The organism is Lacihabitans sp. LS3-19, assembly GCF_024343575.1.
GTDB lineage: Bacteria > Bacteroidota > Bacteroidia > Cytophagales > Spirosomataceae > Leadbetterella.
Genome location: NZ_RJUA01000008.1, coordinates 1 through 19362, shown reverse-complemented (window position 1 = coordinate 19362; position 19362 = coordinate 1). Strand labels below are relative to the sequence as shown.

Here is a 19362-nt window from a genome sequence, read left to right as displayed (position 1 = left end):
CAAATCGTTTTTATTAACGTTTTTTCCAATTTCGGTTTTCAATATTTATTGTTTTCAAAGTGTCCTTGTTGGCATTCCAGTGAGCTAATGCCATCAATGCTGCTTTTCTTGCTTTTCCTTTTTGCCAAGCCTGAGCTTGTTCTTTAGAGAAGTATTTTTTTACAAAATGCGTATCGAAATTGGCCGTTTGGAAAGCTTCGTGGTCCATTACAAATAATCCGAAAGGTAGTGTAGTTGCAAATCCTTCGATTTTGTAAGCTGCTATGGCTTCTTTCATTTTTTGAATTGCCGTGGCTCTGTCTTTTCCAAAAGTCACCAATTTAGCTATCATTGGGTCATAATAAATCGGAATATCCATGCCCTCTTCATAGGCATCATCTAATCTAACTCCCTCTCCTGATGGTTTTTCGTATTTAGTGATAGTTCCGATAGATGGCAAGAAATCGTTCAATGGATCTTCGGCATATACCCGAAGTTCAACCGCATGACCATTGATTTTTAAATCTTCTTGCGAAAACGAAAGCTTTTCACCACGAGCAATTTTTATTTGTTCTTCTACCAAGTCTATGCCTGTAATGAACTCAGTTACAGGGTGCTCAACCTGAAGTCGAGTATTCATTTCTAAGAAATAAAAATCTAAGTTTTCATCCAAAAGAAATTCGACTGTACCTGCTCCTACGTAGTTGCATGATTTAGCCACTTTTACTGCTGCTTCTCCTATTTTTTGCCTTTTTTCTTCTGTTAATATTCCCGACGGAGCCTCTTCTATCACTTTTTGATGGCGACGCTGAATGCTACATTCTCTTTCGAAAAGGTGTACAATGTTGCCATGTTTATCACCCAAAACTTGAACTTCAATGTGCCTTGGTGAGCCCACATACTTTTCTATAAAAACCGAACCGTCTCCAAAAGCCGATTTGGCTTCAGAAATAGCTCTGTCCATTTGTTCTACAAAATCTTCGGCTTTTTCAACTACACGCATGCCTTTTCCACCGCCACCTGCTGAGGCTTTTATTAATATTGGAAAACCAATACTGGCGGCAATTTTTTGAGCTTCAGGAATATCCGTGATGGCCTGATCTGTACCAGGAACCATTGGGATATCGTATTGTTTTACACAATCTTTGGCAGCGAGTTTTGAGCCCATAAGGGTAATTGAAGCAGGTTCTGGCCCAATAAAAGTGATGCCCGCTTTGGTTACTTTTTCTGCAAAAATGGCGTTTTCACTTAAAAATCCATAGCCAGGATGTATGCCGTCCACGCCTAATTTTGTAGCAAAATCTATTATTTTGTCCATGTTTAGGTAGGATTGGCTAGATGCAGCCTCGCCCAAGCAAACTGCTTCGTCAGCAAACCTTACGTGCATTGCATTTCTGTCAGGCTCTGAATATACCGCCACTGTTTTTATACCCATTTTTTTTATGCTTCGCATAATTCTCAGGGCTATTTCGCCTCTATTGGCAACTAAAATCTTCTTCATTTATCTATTATGAACAATTTCCAAATTTCATTTATCAAGTTTTGGCAGATGACATCTATAAAATAACTACCTGCCGAGGGATCATTTACTCTAAAAAGAAAACTCTCATTCCAAAGTATATTTTGAATGTTTCTTGTTATTCTAGGAGCAAAATCTTTTTCATATTTCTCGCTGTCGAATGGAATAGTTTTAATCAAAACACTATCTGTTCCACCCATTATGCTCGAAGCTGCCATCTGCGTAGCAGCTATCGTTTGAGAGTTTGGGCTTTCTTGTTTTTGTTGGATTTCGGTGTAGATATCTATTTGTTTCTCTTCTGAATTGTAAGCTTCAGCTATTTTATTCCATAAGATTTTTATGGCCTTGTGTTGAGCAATGTTAAGATAAAAGTTTTCATTTGCCTCAAGAATTAAAACAGCTTTTATTCCTTCATGAAAAGTTAAAATTTCTACTTTTCTGAGACTTTCTGAAATACTTTTGGCAAGAACCTCATTTGGAAGAATATCAATAGCTATTTTACCTAAATCCTTAATTTCTGGATACAAATTTTCATTTAAACCAGAAAAAATAAGTTTTGAATTTTTGCCTTGAAAATATTCTTTGAGCTTTGTGATAAATTCATCTTGATTAGTCGTTTTTATACAAAAACGAATTTCAATAAAATTTAGAAAAATACCTTGGAATACCGTTTCAAAATCAAACGTTTCCTCATTAATATCTATACAAATTCCAGAAGCACCGTTTTCTAGAGCAGATATAATATTTCGATTTATTTCAGAAGAATTCTCTCCAAATATTTCCTGCGAGATTATCCAACCTTCTCCTGAGGATTGTATACTAGTTAAAGCACTTGGTTTTGAATTTCCCAAAAAAGGATTAGCCGTAACACCCTCTGAAATCTGGTAAGTTTCAAGCGGTCTTTTTAGCTCTTTTTCAACCAATTTTCGCCATTCGGTATAATTCGCAGGCTCGAATTCTTCGAAAAAATCTTTCATATTAGGCAAGTTCAATTAAAGTTTGACCTTTTTCTACGGCTTGTCCAGTTTTTACGAGGATTTTTTTAACCACAGCTTCGTGCGGAATTTTAATGACATTTTCCATTTTCATGGCTTCCAAAATCAAAACTTTGTCATTTTCTATTATTTCCTGACCTTCAGTAACGCAAATTTCTATCACCAAACCTGGCATAGGAGCTTTTATAGCATTGATTTTAGTTGTCTTTGGTTTGTTTAATCCCATTTGGTCTAAAACCTGATCCAATTCATTTTTGATCTGAACTGGAAATCTTTCTCCGTCTAATTCTATTATATATTTTTTATTGTCGGCAGAGATAATATTGCCTTTTATATTTTGGTTTTCGTACAAAAAACTGAAGTTCTCATCTTTATTGTTTACAATTTCAAACTTTGCGATTTTGTCTTTTTCAAATTCAAAGTCGAAGCCTCCAGCGTTTACAATAATCTTTTGCTCTGGCATAATGTCCTATAATTTATGTATTGCAAGATAACGATTGCATTCAAGAAACTTTTAAAGAATATATAAAAAATTAAAATAGTACAATTATTTTTTTTGATTTATTGAAATAATACAAGGGTTTTGCTGATTTTCTGAATTTTCAAAATTGAATTATTCTCATTTTTTCATACTGAATTGGTTGAAATATTATAATTATATTTAGGAAGGTGATAATTCGAAATTTTGATTTCGGAATTAATAATATTAAAATAGTTTTATTTTTATTATTTATAAGTTTTTAGTTTTAGAATTACGTTTTCAATAAAGTTTTCAAATTCTCGGATATTTATTAAAAAAATTTAATATTATTGTATGGTAAATCATCCTTTATGAATAAGAAGCTAATTAATAAAGCCTTTTTCCTAGTATTCACCTTGACAGGAATTGTCTTCATCAATTTTGAATGTACCGATTCCACAGCTCAAGGAGTGCCTGATGTGATTGATTACAATTTCCATGTTAGGCCGATTCTGTCAGATAGATGCTTTGCTTGCCATGGCCCCGATGAAAAAAAACGCGAGGCAAATCTTAGGTTAGATACTGAGGACGGTGCATTTGCTGCTTTACAAGATAATCCCAAAGCACATGTTGTAGTTAAGGGAAATCCTCAAAAATCAGATTTGTTTCAAAGGATTATTTCTAAAGATACTTCTTTGCGAATGCCTCCACCAAACTCAAATTTGACATTGACCGAAGATGAGATAAAAATCATAGAAAAATGGATAAGTCAAGGTGCGAAAGTTAAGAAACATTGGGCTTTCATTCCTCCTGAAAAATCTCCTTTGCCCAAAGCCGACAAAGATTGGGTGAATAATGAAATTGATTATTTTGTTTTTGATAAAATGAAAAGTCTGGGGCTGTCTCCTTCGGAGCAAGTAGATAAAGAAAGTTTACTGAAACGCGTAAGTTTTGATTTAGTAGGTTTGCCGCCTACAATAGAAATGCAAGAGGCTTTTTTAAAAGACGAAAGCCCTGAAGCTTACGAAAAAGTAGTAAACCAGCTTCTGAAAAACCAACATTTTGGCGAAAGAATGGCTCTGAATTGGCTGGATATCGCCAGATACGCCGATTCGCATGGCTATCAAGACGATGGTTTGCGAACCATGTGGCCTTGGAGAGATTGGGTTATTCATGCTTTTAATTCTAATTATACTTATAAAAAATTCATTACTTGGCAGTTAGCTGGGGATATTTTGGCCGATAAAATGAAATGGCATCCCAAAGCCAAAGAAATGAAATTGGCTACAGGTTTTAACAGAAACCATAAAATCACGCAAGAAGGCGGCGTGATTGACGAGGAATATAGGGTAGAATATGTGACTGACCGTACCAATACGTTTGGAAAGTCTATACTGGCCATGACTTTAGAATGTGCAAAATGCCATACGCACAAGTTTGACCCAATAAGTCATGAGGAATATTACGGCACATTTGCGTTTTTTAATCAAGTGCCCGAAAGAGGAATATTTGGAACAATTGATGCCTCATTTGCAGATCCGCCCAATATGGAAATCAAAAATGAAGACGTTAAGAGTATTTTTAATTTTATCAATAAAAAAGATACTACCAAGCTTCAGGTGATGATTATGAAAGACTCTTCAGTATTACAACCAACCTATATTTTGGAAAGAGGCAATTATGATTCGCATGGAAAAGTTGTAGATTTTACCACTCCTGAAGCAATCCTTAAATTCCAGAATTATGAAAAAAACAGACTGGGCCTTAGTCAGTGGTTATTTGATGCAAAAAATCCTTTAACTAGTCGCGTCTATGTAAACAGGATTTGGGATCAGTTTTTTGGAAGAGGTTTAGTGAAAACCACAGGCGATTTTGGTATGCAAGGCGAGCTACCCACTCATCCTGAATTACTGGATTGGCTGGCGGCGGATTTTCGACAAAATGGCTGGAATATCAAACGCTTGGTTAAGCAAATTGTAATGTCTTCTACCTACAGGCAGTCTTCCAATGTGAAAAAAGAGCATTTGCAAAAAGACCCTGAAAATAAATATTTGGCTCGCTCCACACGAATGCGGATTCCCGCAGAGATGGTTCGAGACCATGTTTTGTCAGCTTCGGGAATTCTAAATGAAGAAATAGGTGGGCCGAGTATAAAACCTTATCAGCCCAAAGGACTTTGGGAAGTGGCGACATCAGGAAGAGGAACTTTGGCAACTTATGTGCAAGACCATGGGAAGGATTTGTACCGCCGAGGCATGTATGTGTTTATAAAAAGGACGGTTCCGCCGCCTGCAATGTTGATTTTTGATGCTAGCAATAGAGACCAATGTGAGGTACAAAGAACGCGAACCAACACGCCTTTGCAAGCATTGGCCATGCTAAATGACCCACATGTGCTAGAAAGTTCGAGAGTTATGGCTCAAGAACAAATGCTTAAAAATATCAAAATAGAAGAGGCACTTGAAAATGGTTTTAGAAGTATAATATGTCGGAAACCAAGCAAAAAAGAGTTGATGATTTTGCTGAGCTATTACGAAGACGAAAAAGCCTTCTTTAAAAATGAACCTAAAAAAACCTTGGCTTTGCAAAAAATAGGTGAATATGAGCATAAAAATGTGAAAGATTTGGTTGGTTTTGCGGCTCTTTTGCAAACTTATCAGATGATTTTTAATATGGAAGAAACCCTCATTAGAGTTTAATATGGAGAATGAATTTTTGAAAAATAGGCTGAATGTCAATCGCCGACATTTTTTGGGAAAAGCTGCCGTTGGATTGGGAAGTATGGCTTTAGGCTCTATGATGATGCCTGATTTGTTTAAAACGGGCGATTTGGCCTCAAGTTTTCCTTTAGGTTTGCCACATTTTGCTCCTAAAGCCAAGCGGGTAATTTACCTATTCCAAAACGGTGCTCCATCGCAATTGGAAAGTTTTGATTATAAACCAATGCTCAATAAGCTCGCTGGGCAAGATTTGCCGGAGTCGATTCGAAACGGGCAAAGGCTTACAGGAATGACATCTGGTCAGTCGAATTTCCCGATGGTGGGCTCATATTTTAAATTTAATCAGCATGGGAAATCCGGTGCTTGGATATCGGAATTGTTTCCGAATATTGCTAAAATAGCTGATGATATCTGTATTGTGAAAACCATGAATACGGAAGCTATTAATCATGACCCTGCATTGACATTTCTACAAACGGGTGCTCAAGTGGGCAATAGGCCGAGTATGGGTGCCTGGATGAGTTATGGTTTGGGAAGTGAAAACCAAAATTTGCCAGCTTTTTGTGTGCTTTTGTCGCGTGGAAGAGGAAACGGTCAAGGGGTATATTCAAAGCTTTGGACCAATGGTTTTCTAGATTCTACCCATCAAGGGGTGGTTTTTTCAAGTGGCGAAGATCCTATTTTGTATTTGAATAACCCAGAAGGTACAGACAAGACTTCTCGCAGAAGAATGTTGGATAAATTGGCGGAGTTAAATCATTTGGGTTTTGACCAAAATGCTGATCCAGAAGTTGAAGCTAAAATCAAGCAATATGAGATGGCGTACAGAATGCAAACCGCTGTACCAGAATTAACGGACTTGTCGAAAGAGCCTGATCATATCATAAAGATGTATGGTCCTGATTGTTTGGTTCCTGGGACTTATGCTGCCAACGCACTTTTGGCAAGAAAACTCTCTGAGTCTGGGGTGAGGTTTGTACAGCTTTATCACCAAGGTTGGGATCAACACGGCAATCTTACAGGAGAGATGCCACTTCAGGCCGAAGATGTTGATAGAGCGTCTGCGGCATTAGTGACCGATTTAAAACAAAGAGGACTTTTGGACGAGACTTTGGTGATTTGGGGCGGGGAGTTTGGCCGGACAAATTACTCGCAAGGTAAATTTGGTGTGGACAATTACGGCCGTGATCATCACCCAAGAGCGTATAGTATTTGGATGGCAGGCGGTGGTATAAAAGGTGGAACTGTTTATGGCGAAACAGACGAATTGGGTTATAATATTATCAAAGACCCTGTTCATATTCATGATTTCCACGCTACTGTAATGCATTGTATGGGATTAAACCACGAAGCCATGACCTATAAACACCTCGGCAGAAGATACAGATTGACAGATATAGCTGGAAAAGTAATCCCCGGACTTTTGGCCTAAAAATCTATGAAAAGAATACTGTCTTTGTTTTGTTTGGGCTTGAATGTATTACTTCTGTTTATAGCTTTTTTTAATGATAAAGTAAGCATCCCATCTTGGATGAGCTTTGTCGGTCGTACCCACCCAATGGTTTTGCATATTCCTATTGGTTTAGCGATTGGTTTATTGTTTTTCTACTTCTTGAAATCAAAAATTGAGAAGACTTCTTTTGATTTAATACTCGAAAACTTATTATTGATTCTTTCATTTTTTGCGGTTTTGAGTGCTTTTGCAGGTTTGGTTTTGTCTTTTGAAAATGGCTATGAAGCCGCCACTTTGCAAAATCATAAATACACAGGTGTAATCTTAAGTATTTTATTATATGCACTTTATGAATTTAGGAACTTCTTTTTTTCTAATCCTTTAAAGTCTAAAATTTCGATTTTTGCAAGTATAGGTTTAATGCTTGCAGTTGGGCATTTAGGAGGCAATATTACGCATGGAGAAGATTTTTTATTTGGTCCTAAAAAAGAAGTTGAAGCCAATACTGTTTTTGAGAAATTTGTAAATTCTATTCTTGATAAAAAATGCAAAAGCTGTCACAATTCCCAAAAAGCAAAAGGGAAACTTGACATGAGTACCATTGAAAAAATTAAGATTGGAGGTAAAAATGGCAAACTTTGGGTTGGGGGAGATACCTTAAATAGTCATTTGCTTAAGCGAGCATATTTGGACTTGGAAGACAAAAAACACATGCCACCAAAAGGTAAGCCTCAGTTGACTGAAATAGAATTGAATGTTTTGAAAAACTGGATAAAAGAAGGAGCGAATTATGAAACTAAGCTTTCTGACATAAAACCTAATTCATTTTTTTATACATTAAAAGGCGAAACTAAATCAGAAAACGTAAAGGTTTACAATTTCTCTGCAGTCAGCGAAGGTCAATTGGAGAAATATAATTCGCCGTTTTGTACCATTGCTCCGATAGCTTCAGGTTCACCAGCTTTAAAGGTGAATTTCTTTGTGAGTTCCAAGTTTGACCCAAAAACTTTGCAAGATTTGTCGAATCTGAGTGAACAAATAGTCAGTTTGAATCTTTCAAAAATGCCTGTAGATGATGGTGTATTTTCTGAAATAGCCAAATTTAAAAATTTGGAATATCTCAATCTTAACCAAACCAATATTACTGGAAAAGGAATTGAGCAATTAAAATCTTGCAAAAACTTAGAGGGATTGGCATTAGCAAATACAAAGCTGAATTTTGGGGAATTGAAAAAAGTTTTAAGCATGCCTTCTTTGAAGAAAGTTTTCCTTTGGGAAACACACTTTAACCCAGCTCAACAAGCCGAATTGAAAAAGTCAAAAATGGATATTGAGTTTGGCTATGTTCCTGACGAAAGCGAAATACTAAAACTAAATGCACCTATTCTTGTGAATGAGTCATCTGTTTTAGATAAAAACGCTAAAGTGCAGTTTAAACATTCGCTTCAAAATGTTGAGATAAGATATACGCTAGATGGTTCGGTTCCAGATTCTTCCAAATCATTGATTTATAAAGAACCATTAAGTATTAAAAACTACGGTCAAGTCAGCGTTTTGGCCACAAAAGAAGGTTGGTTAGCCTCAAATGTTAAAAACTATTATTTTTTCAAATCTGATATTAAAGCCAAAACTGCCCAACTGAATCTACCGGCAGACCCTAAATATGTGGGAAATGGGAACGAAACTTTAATAGATGGCAAGCAAGGAGATCCGATAAATTTCAAAGATAAAAACTGGTTAGGTTTTAGAGAAAATAATTTTGAGGGCGAATTTGTTTTTGAAAAACCTACTAAAATAAATGGCCTCACCTTAAGTTATGCCGAAAAAACGGATGCTTATATTATGCCTCCGGTCTCGGTTGATATTTGGGTGAAAATAGGAGGGAAGCCTTTTGAGCACTTTAAGAAAATCGATGTTCCGCAGTTGACTAAGTTGACTATTAGTGGTACAAAAGGTTTGGATGTTAAAATAGATAAAGAAAATATTGAAGCACTGAAGATAGTGGCTAGTCCGTTAAAAAAGTTGCCCAATTGGCATCCAGGGAAAGGGGATAAAGGTTGGCTTTTTGTTGATGAAGTGTTTTTTTATTGAGTTTTTGTGGCAATTGTTTAGTTTTGTGTTTTTTATATCATAATTAAAATTGGAGAAAATCTTAGAAGCGTTTGGTTTATGTAATGCCGAATTCAAAATAAAAGAATTCGGTTCAGGTCATATTAATAGTACTTATTTGCTTGAATCACAATCGAGTGAGGATAAGTATATTTTGCAAAAAATAAACGTTAATGTTTTCAAAAATCCTTATATAATTGCCCAAAATATAGGCAATACCTCAGATTTTCTAAAAAGAAACCATCCTGAATATCTCTTTATCCACCAAATACAAACCAAGGACAAACAGGATATTTTTGAACATGAAAATGAGTTTTGGCGATTAACACAGTTCATTCCTAATTCATATTCTATCAATACCTTAGATAATCCAGAAATGGCATTTGATGCCGCGAAAGCTTTTGGTTTATTGGCCAAGAACCTTCATGGGATGGATTTGGGCGACCTGCAACCGAGTATTCCGGGATTTCATGATTTGGCTTGGCGATATGAGCAGTTTGAAGAGTCATTAACTGCTGCAACGGAAGCGAGGAAGAAAAAAGCGAAAGACGAGATAGATTTTTGTTTTGCAAATAAAAATCTTGTAGAGACTTATAAAAATATAGTGTCAGATGAAACTTATCCAATAAGGATGATGCATCATGATACCAAAATCAACAATGTGCTTTTTGATAAAACCACCAACAAAAGTCTCGCTGTGTGTGATTTGGACACCTTAATGCCTGGTAGGATAATTTCGGATCTTGGAGATATGGTCAGGACCTCTACAAGTGCGGAGTCGGAAGAAAGCATAAATTTTTCTGAAGTTAAAGTAAGGGAAGAATACTTTGAAGCCTTGGTAAAAGGTTACGTGGGTGAGTTGAAAAGTCATTTGACAGCTTCTGAAAAACAAAGTTTGATTTTTGCTGGACCTTTCATGATTTATATGCAAGGCTTGCGTTTTTTGGCAGATTATCTAAACAATGACATTTATTATCCCGTTAAATACCCAGAGCATAACCTCAATAGAGCTATAAATCAGAGAGTTTTATTGGAAGATTATTATTCGAAAGAAGTGAAATTTGCAGAAATTATCGAAAATATTTTTCTTTCAAATTGATTATTCCTTATCCTTTTGGGTTCTATTGCGTATTTTTGTTTAATATTTAAGCGGAGTCTTCAATAATAAATTGTATGCCCAAAGTCCTGATTTTTATTTTTTTAATATTCACAATATTTTCCTGTAATTCTCCCAAAGGCGAACAATTTGACCGTTTTCCTGAAGGGAAAACCAAAGAATTAATCACTACTGCTGGAATAGATTTAAAAGATCCAGAGCTCGAATTGACCCTTTTTGCCTCAGAACCCGACTTTGCCAATCCTACCAATATGGATATTGACGCCCAAGGTAGAGTTTGGATTTGCGAAGCATATAACTATAGAAATGATGTAAACAATGTGCCTTACCGCAAAAAAGGCGATAGAATCCTGATTTTAGAAGATACCGACGGTGACGGAAAATCAGACAAAACCAAAGTTTTTTATCAAGGTGAGGATGTAAACTCTGCACTCGGAATTACGGTTTTGGGAAATAAAACGATTGTTTCATGTAGTCCCAATGTTTTTCTTTTTACTGACGAAAATGGAGATGATATTCCCGATAAAAAAGAGGTTTTGTTTAAAACTGTAGCTGGTCTTCAAAGCGATCATGGCGTACATTCATGTGTTTTCGGTCCTGACGGTAAATTGTATTTTAATTTTGGAAATTTCGGACAAGGTTTGTTAGATAAAAACAATAAGCCTTTAAAAGATATTTATGGAAGAGTAATCGGTCAAAATAAGGCTCCTTTTCAAGATGGAATGGCTATAAGGTGTGATTTAGATGGTAAAAACTTTGAGGTTTTAGGTTGGAATTTTCGAAATAATTATGAACTCTGTGTAGATTCTTTCGGAAGAATTTGGCAGTCAGACAATGACGATGATGGTAAAAAATCTAACCGCATAAATTATCTTTTGACTTATGGAAATTACGGTTACAAAGACGAAATGACTGGGGCAGATTGGCGAGTGGCAAGGACCAATTTGGAAGATTCTGTTTTTAATCAACATTGGCATCAAAATGATCCAGGTGTAGTGCCCAACTTATTGGTTACTGGTTCGGGCTCGCCAACAGGTATTTTTATTTATGAAGGACAAGCTTTGCCACAAAAATACCATAATGGTCTGTTTTTGGCGGATGCAGGAACCAATGAAGTTTCGAGTTACACAGTTTCCAATAAAGGAGCTGGATATTCTATTGCTGAAAATGTGATTTTAGATGCTTCTGCAAAAGACATGTGGTTTCGACCTTCAGATATTTGTGCGGCACCAGATGGTTCTGTTTTTGTAGCTGATTGGTATGATACTGGTGTAGGCGGGCATTTTATTGGAGATTTAGACAAAGGTCGTATCTATAGAATATCCTCTAAAAGTATGAAGTATAAGGTGCCAAAATATGATTATGGAAATGTTGGATCTTGTATCGAAGCACTTAAAAATCCATCAAATGCTATTAGATATTTGGCATTTAGTGCCTTGCAAAAAATGGGTAAAAAAGCCGAGTCTGCTCTAATAAACCTAACTAAAAATCCAAATCCTGTTTTTCAAGCGAGAGCTTATTGGCTGTTATCTGGTTTAGATAATAAATATGTAAATGAAGCTTCCGAAAGTAATATTGAACAAATAAGGGCTGCTGCAGTGAGGATGGTGAAGAAAGCGAACAATAGTGCTTTTTATGGTAAAATGGCATTAGATCCTTCGTATCAGGTGAAGCAGGCAGTTGCGACGGCTATATATGAAACTCAAAATAAACAAGCATGGCTGAATCTTGCAAATGCCTATAAAGCAGGCGATAGATGGTTTTTAGAAGCCCTGGGGATTGGAGCATCACAACACTGGGATGGATATTTGGAAGCCTATTTGGCAGGCAAAGATTGGATAAATAGTGTTTCGGCGAAAGATTTAATTTGGAGAAGTAGAGCCAAAAAGACCTCTCAATATTTGGTAGAGATAATTGAAAAAGAAGCTGCAAGTTCGCAAGCGAGGTATTTCAGAGCTTTTGATTTTCAAGAAAAAAACGCTAAAAATCAAGCACTTTTGGGCTTGCTGAAAAAAACTAAATCAGAAGCTCAAAGCCTTTTGGTTTTCAAGCATTTTGACGCCGAAAGCATAGTTTTAAATCCAGAATTTAAGGCAGTTTTGCCAAAAGTGTTAAATAATATTAAAAATGACAAAGATTTTATCGAGATAGTTTCGAAGTATAATTTGTATGAGCAAAGGCCACGCTTAGAAAAGATTGTTTTTGAAAACGAAAATAAAGAAATCTACGAAAAAGGTGCTCAAGCTCTCACACAAATGTTTGGGGTGGTTTCCTTGAAAGACGCAATCAATCAAAAGCCACTCAATCAAGAAAGGGCTATAAAAGCCATTCAACGCATAGGTTTGATAGATAACGAAACAGTGACCAAAGCTTTAGTTTTGATTTTTTCAAATGACAATTATCCTTTTGCTATTCGAGAAGCGGCAGTTTTGGCCATGGAAGGCTATCAAAGTGATGTGAAACTTTGGAACTTAATGAAAGTAAATAAACTTAAAAAAGAGTTTTTGCCTGCGGCTAAAATCGTACTTTCTAGGACTTTTCATAGCGACTTGAAGGTGGAATTCGAACAAAAATATGGGAAACCTCAAACTATTGCAGTTCCATTAACTGTAGGTTTTTTGAATAAAAAAGGGAATATTGAAAAAGGCAAAGAGATATTTTCGATGTATTGTTCATCTTGCCACATGATTAATAAGGAAGGGGTTGATTTCGGTCCAGGCTTAAGTGAAATCGGGAAAAAACTAACAAAAGAAAGTATTTACAATGCCATTATAAATCCGAATCAAGGGATAAGTTTTGGTTACGAAGGTTATAATATTACGCTTTCTGATGGTTCATCTTTCCAAGGTTTAATTACCTCCAAAACAAGCGACGCTTATTTAGTAAAAGTACCGGGACAATCAGATCAAATTACTTACAAGAAAAACCAAGTAAAAACTGTCAGTCCTATGGATGCATCCATGATGCCAGCTTTCCCATTGGAAGAAAAACAATATGTTGATTTAATTGAGTATTTGTCTGGATTAAAGTAGGAATTTATATTGCCACTTTTATTGAGGAAATTCTTTTTTAGAATTCCCTCAATGGCACAGATATCTAAAATCATTTATGGCATCAAAGCTTTATACATCAGCTCAGCCACAAACATATTCCCTTTTTCGTTGAGATGCACGCGGTCAGTTGTTAAGATTCCTCTGTCTTTGTTTTCAGGATTATTGGCAAGATTGTAGGCTAAAAACTCCTTTCTTAAGTCAATCAATCCGCATCCATTTTCTTTTGCTTGCTCTCTTATAATATTAGAATAAAGATTCATGTCTCCATCCTGCTGATTGCTATGGTCGGTTTTTTCGCCAATAGCCGCAGGAGTTGCACAAATCACTTTTATTCCTGCTGCCTGCATTTTCTTTATCATGGCGGCATAGAATTTCGGGAATTTGTCAGCGTCTGTTCCTGTACCGTAGCTAGCTTTATGCCAAACGTCATTTACGCCAACATATATTATTACCACATCTGGCTTTTTTGAAAGAACATCGTCTTCCATTCTAAGATACAAATCATACACTTTGTTGCCACCTATTCCAGCTCCAATCAACTCCGATTTGTCACCAGCTTTGGCAAACATTTCTTGCATAAGGGTAATGTATCCACCAGGTTTTACACCAGCTTGTGTGATAGAATCTCCAAAAAATATAATCTTAAGCGGAGGATTACTTCTGAAAGAGAATAAGGTGAAACAAAGAATAAGGCTTAGAATAAATACTTTCATTTTATTTTAACATTTAGGTTGATTATTTCTGATTTCAAAGGAATTTTATTGTCTTCAAACAATTTGTCTAGGTCTTCAAGTTTAGTATTTAAGTCCTCAAATCCATAGTTTTTATAATCGCAGAATTTTATGCCATTTTCGGTTTTACAGTTAAATGCCTCTCTAAATCTTATTCCGCCGCCATTAGTTTCGTAAGAATATGCCAAATAATCCATGGCCTTGGTTTTTTGTTCTATCCAATACATAAATACATCATTGTGGTCTTTTCCACCGCCTTGTTCGTCAAAGCTCACCTTTATTTTATCATAAGTTTTTCCTTTAATTGTTGAGGTGCCAATGAGTTCTTTGTGCACAGCTGGATCATTCAATGGTTTAGGCAAAAGGAAGAAATATACCACCGAGTTTATAGAATTCGAATATTTCGCAACCATAGAATCTGCCACTTCCACTTTCAATCCATCAATTTTTCTTTCGAAGCTATCATTGGTTACTATATCAACTATTTTTTTTCCAGAACTATCAATTTGCATTCTGGAATTTGAATATTTTCCGTTTTGGTTAATAAAAGAATATTGCATATTTCTAAACTCTAGACTTATGTCAAAATTGTCGTATTTCTTTCCTCCGTATACTTCAATGCATTCATTTACAATGCTTTCTGCTGAAGGTTTGCAAGCGTATAAACTCAAGATGAGTAAAAAAAGGAGTCCGCTGAATAGTCTATTTATTTTCATGAAGTTTTTTTTAGTAAAAATAGAGAATTTAATTCTGCTTTTTTTCTATATTTTTGTAGAATTTCAACCATTAAAAAAAATACGATGAGAGTATTTACCCAAAAAACCATTTGGATTTTAAGCATTTCATTATTCCTTGTTTTGTTTTATTCTTGCAAAAAACAATCGGCAAATGATACCCAGCTTTTGGTTATGGATAGTAATCCAGAGCCTGTCAAAAACAATCAGGTATTAAGAGAAAAAACACCTTTAAAAGTTGGAGAGGGTCTCCAAGTAAAACTTTGGGCCAACGATTCTCTTGCTCCTGACCCTATTGCTATGTCTATTGGCGACGATGGTGCAGTTTTTATAACAAGAACCAACCGTCAAAAAAACTCGGAATTTGATATCCGTGGTCACCAAAATTGGATGACTGCTTCTATAGGTTTGCAATCTTTAGAAGAAAGGAGGAGTTTTTTGCATGAAACATTCGCTACTTCCAAAAGTGCGGAAAATTCTTGGCTTAAAGACCTTAATGAAGATGGAGTTCATGATTGGAAGGATTTGGCAGTAGAAAAAGAGGAGATATGGAAAATTGAAGACTTAAATAAAGACGGTGTTGCAGAAAAAGCAACGAGGGTTTTTAATGGTCTCAATGAAGAAATAACCGATGTGGCCGGAGCACTTTTGGTAAGAGGAAAAGATGCGTTTTTGGGTGCTGGGCCCGATATGTGGCGGTTAACAGACAAAAACGGAGATGGCATTTATGAAACAAGAAAATCAATTTCTCACGGCTATGCGGTTCATATTGGTTTTGGTGGACACGGTATGAGTGGAGCCATTGAAGGTCCTGATGGCCGAATATATTGGGGAATTGGTGATATAGGAGCAAATTTAACCTCTGTTGAAGGTAAAAAGTATGAATATCCAAATGAAGGAATAATCGTTAGGTCTAATCCTGATGGTACTGATTTTGAGGTTTTTGCTGCAGGTTTGAGAAACACCCACGAGTTTGTTTTTGATCAATACGGAAATATTATAACAGAAGACAATGACGGTGACCATCCTGGTGAAAGCGAGCGTTTGATGCACGTTGTAGAGGGTTTGGATGCTGGTTGGAGAGCAAACTGGCAATATGGTAAATATACCGACCCGAAAAATAATAAATACAAAGTATGGATGGATGAAAAACTATTTGTACCTCGGTGGGAAGGTCAGGCTGCCTATATTATTCCTCCAATCCAAAACTATCACAATGGCCCAACAGGTATGCAGTTTAATCCTGGAACAGCTTTTGGAAAAAAATGGCTGAATAAATTTTTCATTGTCGAGTTTGTAGGAACACCTTCGAGGTCTCATATTTGGTCGTTTGGGCTTAAACAAAAAGGAGCTTCCTTTGTATTGGATGGAGAAACTGACATTTTGAGTGGGGCATTACCAACAGGAATTAAGTTTGGACCTGATGGTGCTTTATATGTAGCTGACTGGATAAATGGCTGGGATACAAAGAATTATGGGAGGATTTGGAAAATGGATGTAGTGGATTCAGAAAATGATTTGGAGGCTATTAGACAAAAAACACTTTCTTACATGCAATTGAAATACCCGCTCCAAACAGATATGATGTTATTCGATTTATTGGGTTTTGATGATATGAGAATCCGCCAAAAAGCACAGTTTGAGTTGGTAAGTAGAGGACAAAAAGGTTTTGATATATTCAAAAAAACTTTAGAATCTTCGGATAAACAATTGGCAAAAGTTCATGCGATTTGGGGTATTGGCATGTTAGCTCGTTCAAATTCTGCCTTTGCTGATGCAATTTTGCCGATGTTACAAAATGCTGATGCAGAGTTGGTTGCACAAACAGCCAAAACGCTTGGAGACTTGAAAAATGCGAAGGCTTACGATGAATTGGTGAAATTATTAAGCCATGAAAATTCAAGAGTGAAGTTTTATGCAGCCGAAGCATTGGGAAGAATTGGCAATAGAAATGCTGCATCTGCAATAATTAAAATGATAGGCCAAAATAATGACGAAGATGTTTATCTTAGACATGCAGGTGTTTTGGCATTATCAAGGTTAGGTGCAGATACTGAGGTTTTGGCTCTTGCTAACAATAAAAGCAAAGCACTGAGAACTGCAGCAGTTTTGGTTTTAAGAAGAATGAAAAGTGATAAAATTGCTGTTTTCTTAAATGACGAAGATGAATATATTGTGACAGAAGCTGCGAGGGCTATAAATGATGATTTGTCAATCCCAGGGGCTTTTGAGGCTTTGGTAAAAGTTTTGGACAATGAAAGATTTAGCTCAGAGCCATTGTTGAGAAGAGCCATAAATGTTGCTTTAAGATTAGGAGATAATCAGTCTATGGATGCTGTTATCAAATTTGCGAAAAGGCAGAATATTTCGGATGAGTTAAGAGCAGAGGCCATTGCCACATTAGGCACTTGGGCTGAGCCATCGGTTTTAGACAGAGTAGATGGACGTTATCGTGGAGTAATCAATCGTGATATTGCTGCTATATCTGCTGCCTTGACACCCCATGTTTCCGTGTTTTTGAACGATAAAAACCCTGCTACGCAAATAGCAATTGCTCAATTATTGAATAATCTTAAGATAAGTGCTTTCAATCAAAATTTAGAAGAAATATTTAATACATCAACAGATGCAAAAGTAAAAGTAGCCGCCATAGATGCTTTGAGTGGTTTGAATTATGCAAAACTTGGAGAAGTCGTAAAAAGAGGATTAGCAGACGAAAAATCGGAAGTTAGGACTGCTGCAGTAGGTGGTCTAAGCAATCTGGATATAAGTGAAACGGAATTGAATGATATTTTAAAACCCATTTTTGAGAAGGGTTCGGTAAGGGAAAAGCAGAAGTTAATTGGTGTTTTAGGTAGCTTACCTTTAGTGAAAACACAGAAAGTTTTAACATCAATGATAGATTTGATGGCTGATGACAAACTTGAAAATGAATTGTTGTTGGATTTGACTGAAACAGTAAATAAAACGGGTTCGGATGTTTTAATTCAGAAACTAAAAGCCTCAAAAAAATCAGATAATTGGCTAGAAGAATTTAAAGTGGCACTTTTTGGAGGTAATTATTGGGAAGGAAGAAATGTCTTTAACAATAATTCTGCCGCACAGTGCGTGAGGTGTCATTCAATCGGTGCTCCTGGTTCTGGTGCCATAGTCGGGCCAAATTTGAGCAAAATTGGAAAAACTCTCACCCGTGAAATTATTCTCGAATCATTGGTAAATCCAAGTGCTAGAATATCGCCAGGCTATGGCCAAGTAAATTTAGTTTTAAAAGATGGTACCGAAATAATGGGTACTGTTGCTTCTGAAAATGAACATGAAATAGTATTGACTACTTCTGATGCTGAACCAACTAAGGTGGCTTTGAGCAGAATAGAAAGACGTGAAAATATGCCATCAGGAATGCCGCCAATGGGCGAAATTCTTAGTAAAAGAGAATTGAGAGACTTGGTGGAATATTTGGCAGGAATGAAATAAAACTTAGTTATTTAGAAAAAAAGGAGGGAGAATATTTTTTAAGTATTCTCCCTTTTTTAATGGAGTTTTGAAATTTTCATGAAAGTTCTATAGCCAATTTTTCGAACATTTGCAAACATTTTTCTATTTGTTCTATTGCCACGAACTCATTGGGTCTATGAGCTTGAGCTATATCTCCAGGGCCACAAATAACAGATTGGAATCCTGCCAAGGCAAATTGACCCGCTTCGGCTGCATAAGCAACAGTTTTTAGTTCCAGATTTTCTGATATTTTTTGAATCAGTGGGACAACCTCCAAACCCTCCGGTGTATCCAAAGGAGGAACGGCTGGATGATCTACTTCGGTGATAATTTTAGCACCAGGGAATCTTATTTGTAATTCTTTTTCAAGTTCATCACAGTATTTATGGAAGTTGGCTAAAATAGCATCAAGATTACTTTTTGGTATAATACGAACATCCCAATAAAATGTACATTTATCAGCTATCACATTCGGGGCTATTCCTCCGTTAAATTGACCCACATGTATAGATGTATGATTTGGTGTGAATCTATCATCTGTCTCACCTGCCTCATATAATGCATTCATTTTATTCTCTAACCATACAACCAATTTTGCAGCAATGTGGATTGCACTTACTTCGGTTTTTATTCGGCTGCTATGTCCTGCAGAGCCATGAACAGTGGTTTTCATTACACAAATGCCCTTTTGCCCAATTACAGGACTCATCATCGTAGCTTCCCCAATTATTGCGTACTTTGGTTTTTCAATATAAAAATCTCGAATGGCACAAGCCGTTTCAAAACCCGAGAGGCAACCTATTTCTTCGTCATAAGAAAAAGCAAAATAGATGGGTTTTTTAAGGTTAGAGTTTTTAAAAAGTTCAACACTCGCTAGGCAGCAGGCTAAAAAACCTTTCATATCACACGAACCTCTAGCAAACCATTTCTCGTCTTTTTCGGTAAGTGTAAAAGGCTCAGTAATCCAATCTTGCCCTTTTACAGGCACTACGTCGGT

Annotated in this window: 12 protein-coding genes; 6 read left to right on the top strand and 6 right to left on the bottom strand. The window is 36.3% G+C overall.

Features of this window, described 5'->3' with window-relative positions; all coding sequences use genetic code 11:
- Positions 1-13 precede the first annotated feature (13 nt).
- Genes accC through EGI22_RS08795 form a run of 3 tightly spaced genes read right to left on the bottom strand, consistent with a single transcriptional unit; the run spans position 14 to position 2956 of the window.
- Positions 14-1480: an acetyl-CoA carboxylase biotin carboxylase subunit gene (gene accC, locus EGI22_RS08805; RefSeq protein WP_255067832.1), complete on the bottom strand. Its 1467-nt coding sequence runs from the start codon at positions 1478-1480 to the stop codon at positions 14-16.
- Positions 1477-2475: a methylmalonyl-CoA mutase family protein gene (locus EGI22_RS08800; RefSeq protein WP_255067830.1), complete on the bottom strand. Its 999-nt coding sequence runs from the start codon at positions 2473-2475 to the stop codon at positions 1477-1479. Before EGI22_RS08800 ends, accC begins: the two co-directional genes overlap by 4 nt.
- Before the next feature lies 1 nt (position 2476).
- On the bottom strand, positions 2477-2956 hold the full coding sequence (locus EGI22_RS08795; protein ID WP_255067829.1) for an acetyl-CoA carboxylase biotin carboxyl carrier protein subunit: 480 nt from the start codon (positions 2954-2956) through the stop codon (positions 2477-2479).
- Positions 2957-3324: 368 nt separating this feature from the next.
- Here EGI22_RS08795 and EGI22_RS08790 point away from each other — a divergent pair, with 368 nt between their 5' ends.
- The 5 genes from EGI22_RS08790 to EGI22_RS08770 all read left to right on the top strand — a co-directional run bounded on the left by EGI22_RS08790 (position 3325) and on the right by EGI22_RS08770 (position 13384).
- The gene (locus EGI22_RS08790) at positions 3325-5652 is read left to right on the top strand and encodes a PSD1 and planctomycete cytochrome C domain-containing protein (protein ID WP_255067828.1); all 2328 of its coding nucleotides are present in this window, start codon (positions 3325-3327) and stop codon (positions 5650-5652) included.
- Between the two features lies 1 nt (position 5653).
- Positions 5654-7105 (top strand): DUF1501 domain-containing protein, encoded by a 1452-nt coding sequence (locus tag EGI22_RS08785; RefSeq protein WP_255067826.1) that lies wholly within the window; start codon positions 5654-5656, stop codon positions 7103-7105.
- A gap of 6 nt (positions 7106-7111) precedes the next feature.
- The gene (locus EGI22_RS08780) at positions 7112-9217 is read left to right on the top strand and encodes a chitobiase/beta-hexosaminidase C-terminal domain-containing protein (RefSeq protein ID WP_255067825.1); all 2106 of its coding nucleotides are present in this window, start codon (positions 7112-7114) and stop codon (positions 9215-9217) included.
- 49 nt (positions 9218-9266) lie between these two features.
- Positions 9267-10334 (top strand): phosphotransferase enzyme family protein, encoded by a 1068-nt coding sequence (locus EGI22_RS08775; protein WP_255067824.1) that lies wholly within the window; start codon positions 9267-9269, stop codon positions 10332-10334.
- Between the two features lie 74 nt (positions 10335-10408).
- Complete coding sequence (locus EGI22_RS08770; RefSeq protein WP_255067822.1) at positions 10409-13384, top strand: PVC-type heme-binding CxxCH protein; 2976 nt, start codon at positions 10409-10411, stop codon at positions 13382-13384.
- 74 nt (positions 13385-13458) lie between these two features.
- Here the strand turns inward: EGI22_RS08770 and EGI22_RS08765 are convergent, their stop codons facing one another.
- Positions 13459-14118, bottom strand: coding sequence for a GDSL-type esterase/lipase family protein (locus EGI22_RS08765; RefSeq protein WP_255067820.1), 660 nt, complete (start codon positions 14116-14118; stop codon positions 13459-13461).
- Complete coding sequence (locus EGI22_RS08760; RefSeq protein WP_255067819.1) at positions 14115-14852, bottom strand: DUF6503 family protein; 738 nt, start codon at positions 14850-14852, stop codon at positions 14115-14117. Before EGI22_RS08760 ends, EGI22_RS08765 begins: the two co-directional genes overlap by 4 nt.
- Positions 14853-14936: 84 nt before the next feature.
- On the opposite strand from EGI22_RS08760, the gene EGI22_RS08755 reads away from it, so the two are divergent.
- On the top strand, positions 14937-18344 hold the full coding sequence (locus EGI22_RS08755; RefSeq protein WP_255067817.1) for a HEAT repeat domain-containing protein: 3408 nt from the start codon (positions 14937-14939) through the stop codon (positions 18342-18344).
- Between the two features lie 76 nt (positions 18345-18420).
- Here the strand turns inward: EGI22_RS08755 and EGI22_RS08750 are convergent.
- Positions 18421-19362, bottom strand: a 942-nt coding sequence (locus tag EGI22_RS08750; protein WP_255067816.1) for a M20/M25/M40 family metallo-hydrolase, incomplete at its 5' end; no start/stop codon positions are given.

What these genes read in the sequence shown, in the direction of transcription:
- EGI22_RS08765 (WP_255067820.1), bottom strand. Translation starts at nt 14,118, where the DNA reads ATGAAAGTATTTATTCTAAGCCTTATTCTTTGTTTCACCTTATTCTCT.
- EGI22_RS08760 (WP_255067819.1), bottom strand. Translation starts at nt 14,852, where the DNA reads ATGAAAATAAATAGACTATTCAGCGGACTCCTTTTTTTACTCATCTTG.
- EGI22_RS08780 (WP_255067825.1), top strand. Translation starts at nt 7,112, where the DNA reads ATGAAAAGAATACTGTCTTTGTTTTGTTTGGGCTTGAATGTATTACTT.
- accC (WP_255067832.1), bottom strand. Translation starts at nt 1,480, where the DNA reads ATGAAGAAGATTTTAGTTGCCAATAGAGGCGAAATAGCCCTGAGAATT.
- EGI22_RS08770 (WP_255067822.1), top strand. Translation starts at nt 10,409, where the DNA reads ATGCCCAAAGTCCTGATTTTTATTTTTTTAATATTCACAATATTTTCC.
- EGI22_RS08785 (WP_255067826.1), top strand. Translation starts at nt 5,654, where the DNA reads ATGGAGAATGAATTTTTGAAAAATAGGCTGAATGTCAATCGCCGACAT.
- EGI22_RS08795 (WP_255067829.1), bottom strand. Translation starts at nt 2,956, where the DNA reads ATGCCAGAGCAAAAGATTATTGTAAACGCTGGAGGCTTCGACTTTGAA.
- EGI22_RS08790 (WP_255067828.1), top strand. Translation starts at nt 3,325, where the DNA reads ATGAATAAGAAGCTAATTAATAAAGCCTTTTTCCTAGTATTCACCTTG.
- EGI22_RS08755 (WP_255067817.1), top strand. Translation starts at nt 14,937, where the DNA reads ATGAGAGTATTTACCCAAAAAACCATTTGGATTTTAAGCATTTCATTA.
- EGI22_RS08800 (WP_255067830.1), bottom strand. Translation starts at nt 2,475, where the DNA reads ATGAAAGATTTTTTCGAAGAATTCGAGCCTGCGAATTATACCGAATGG.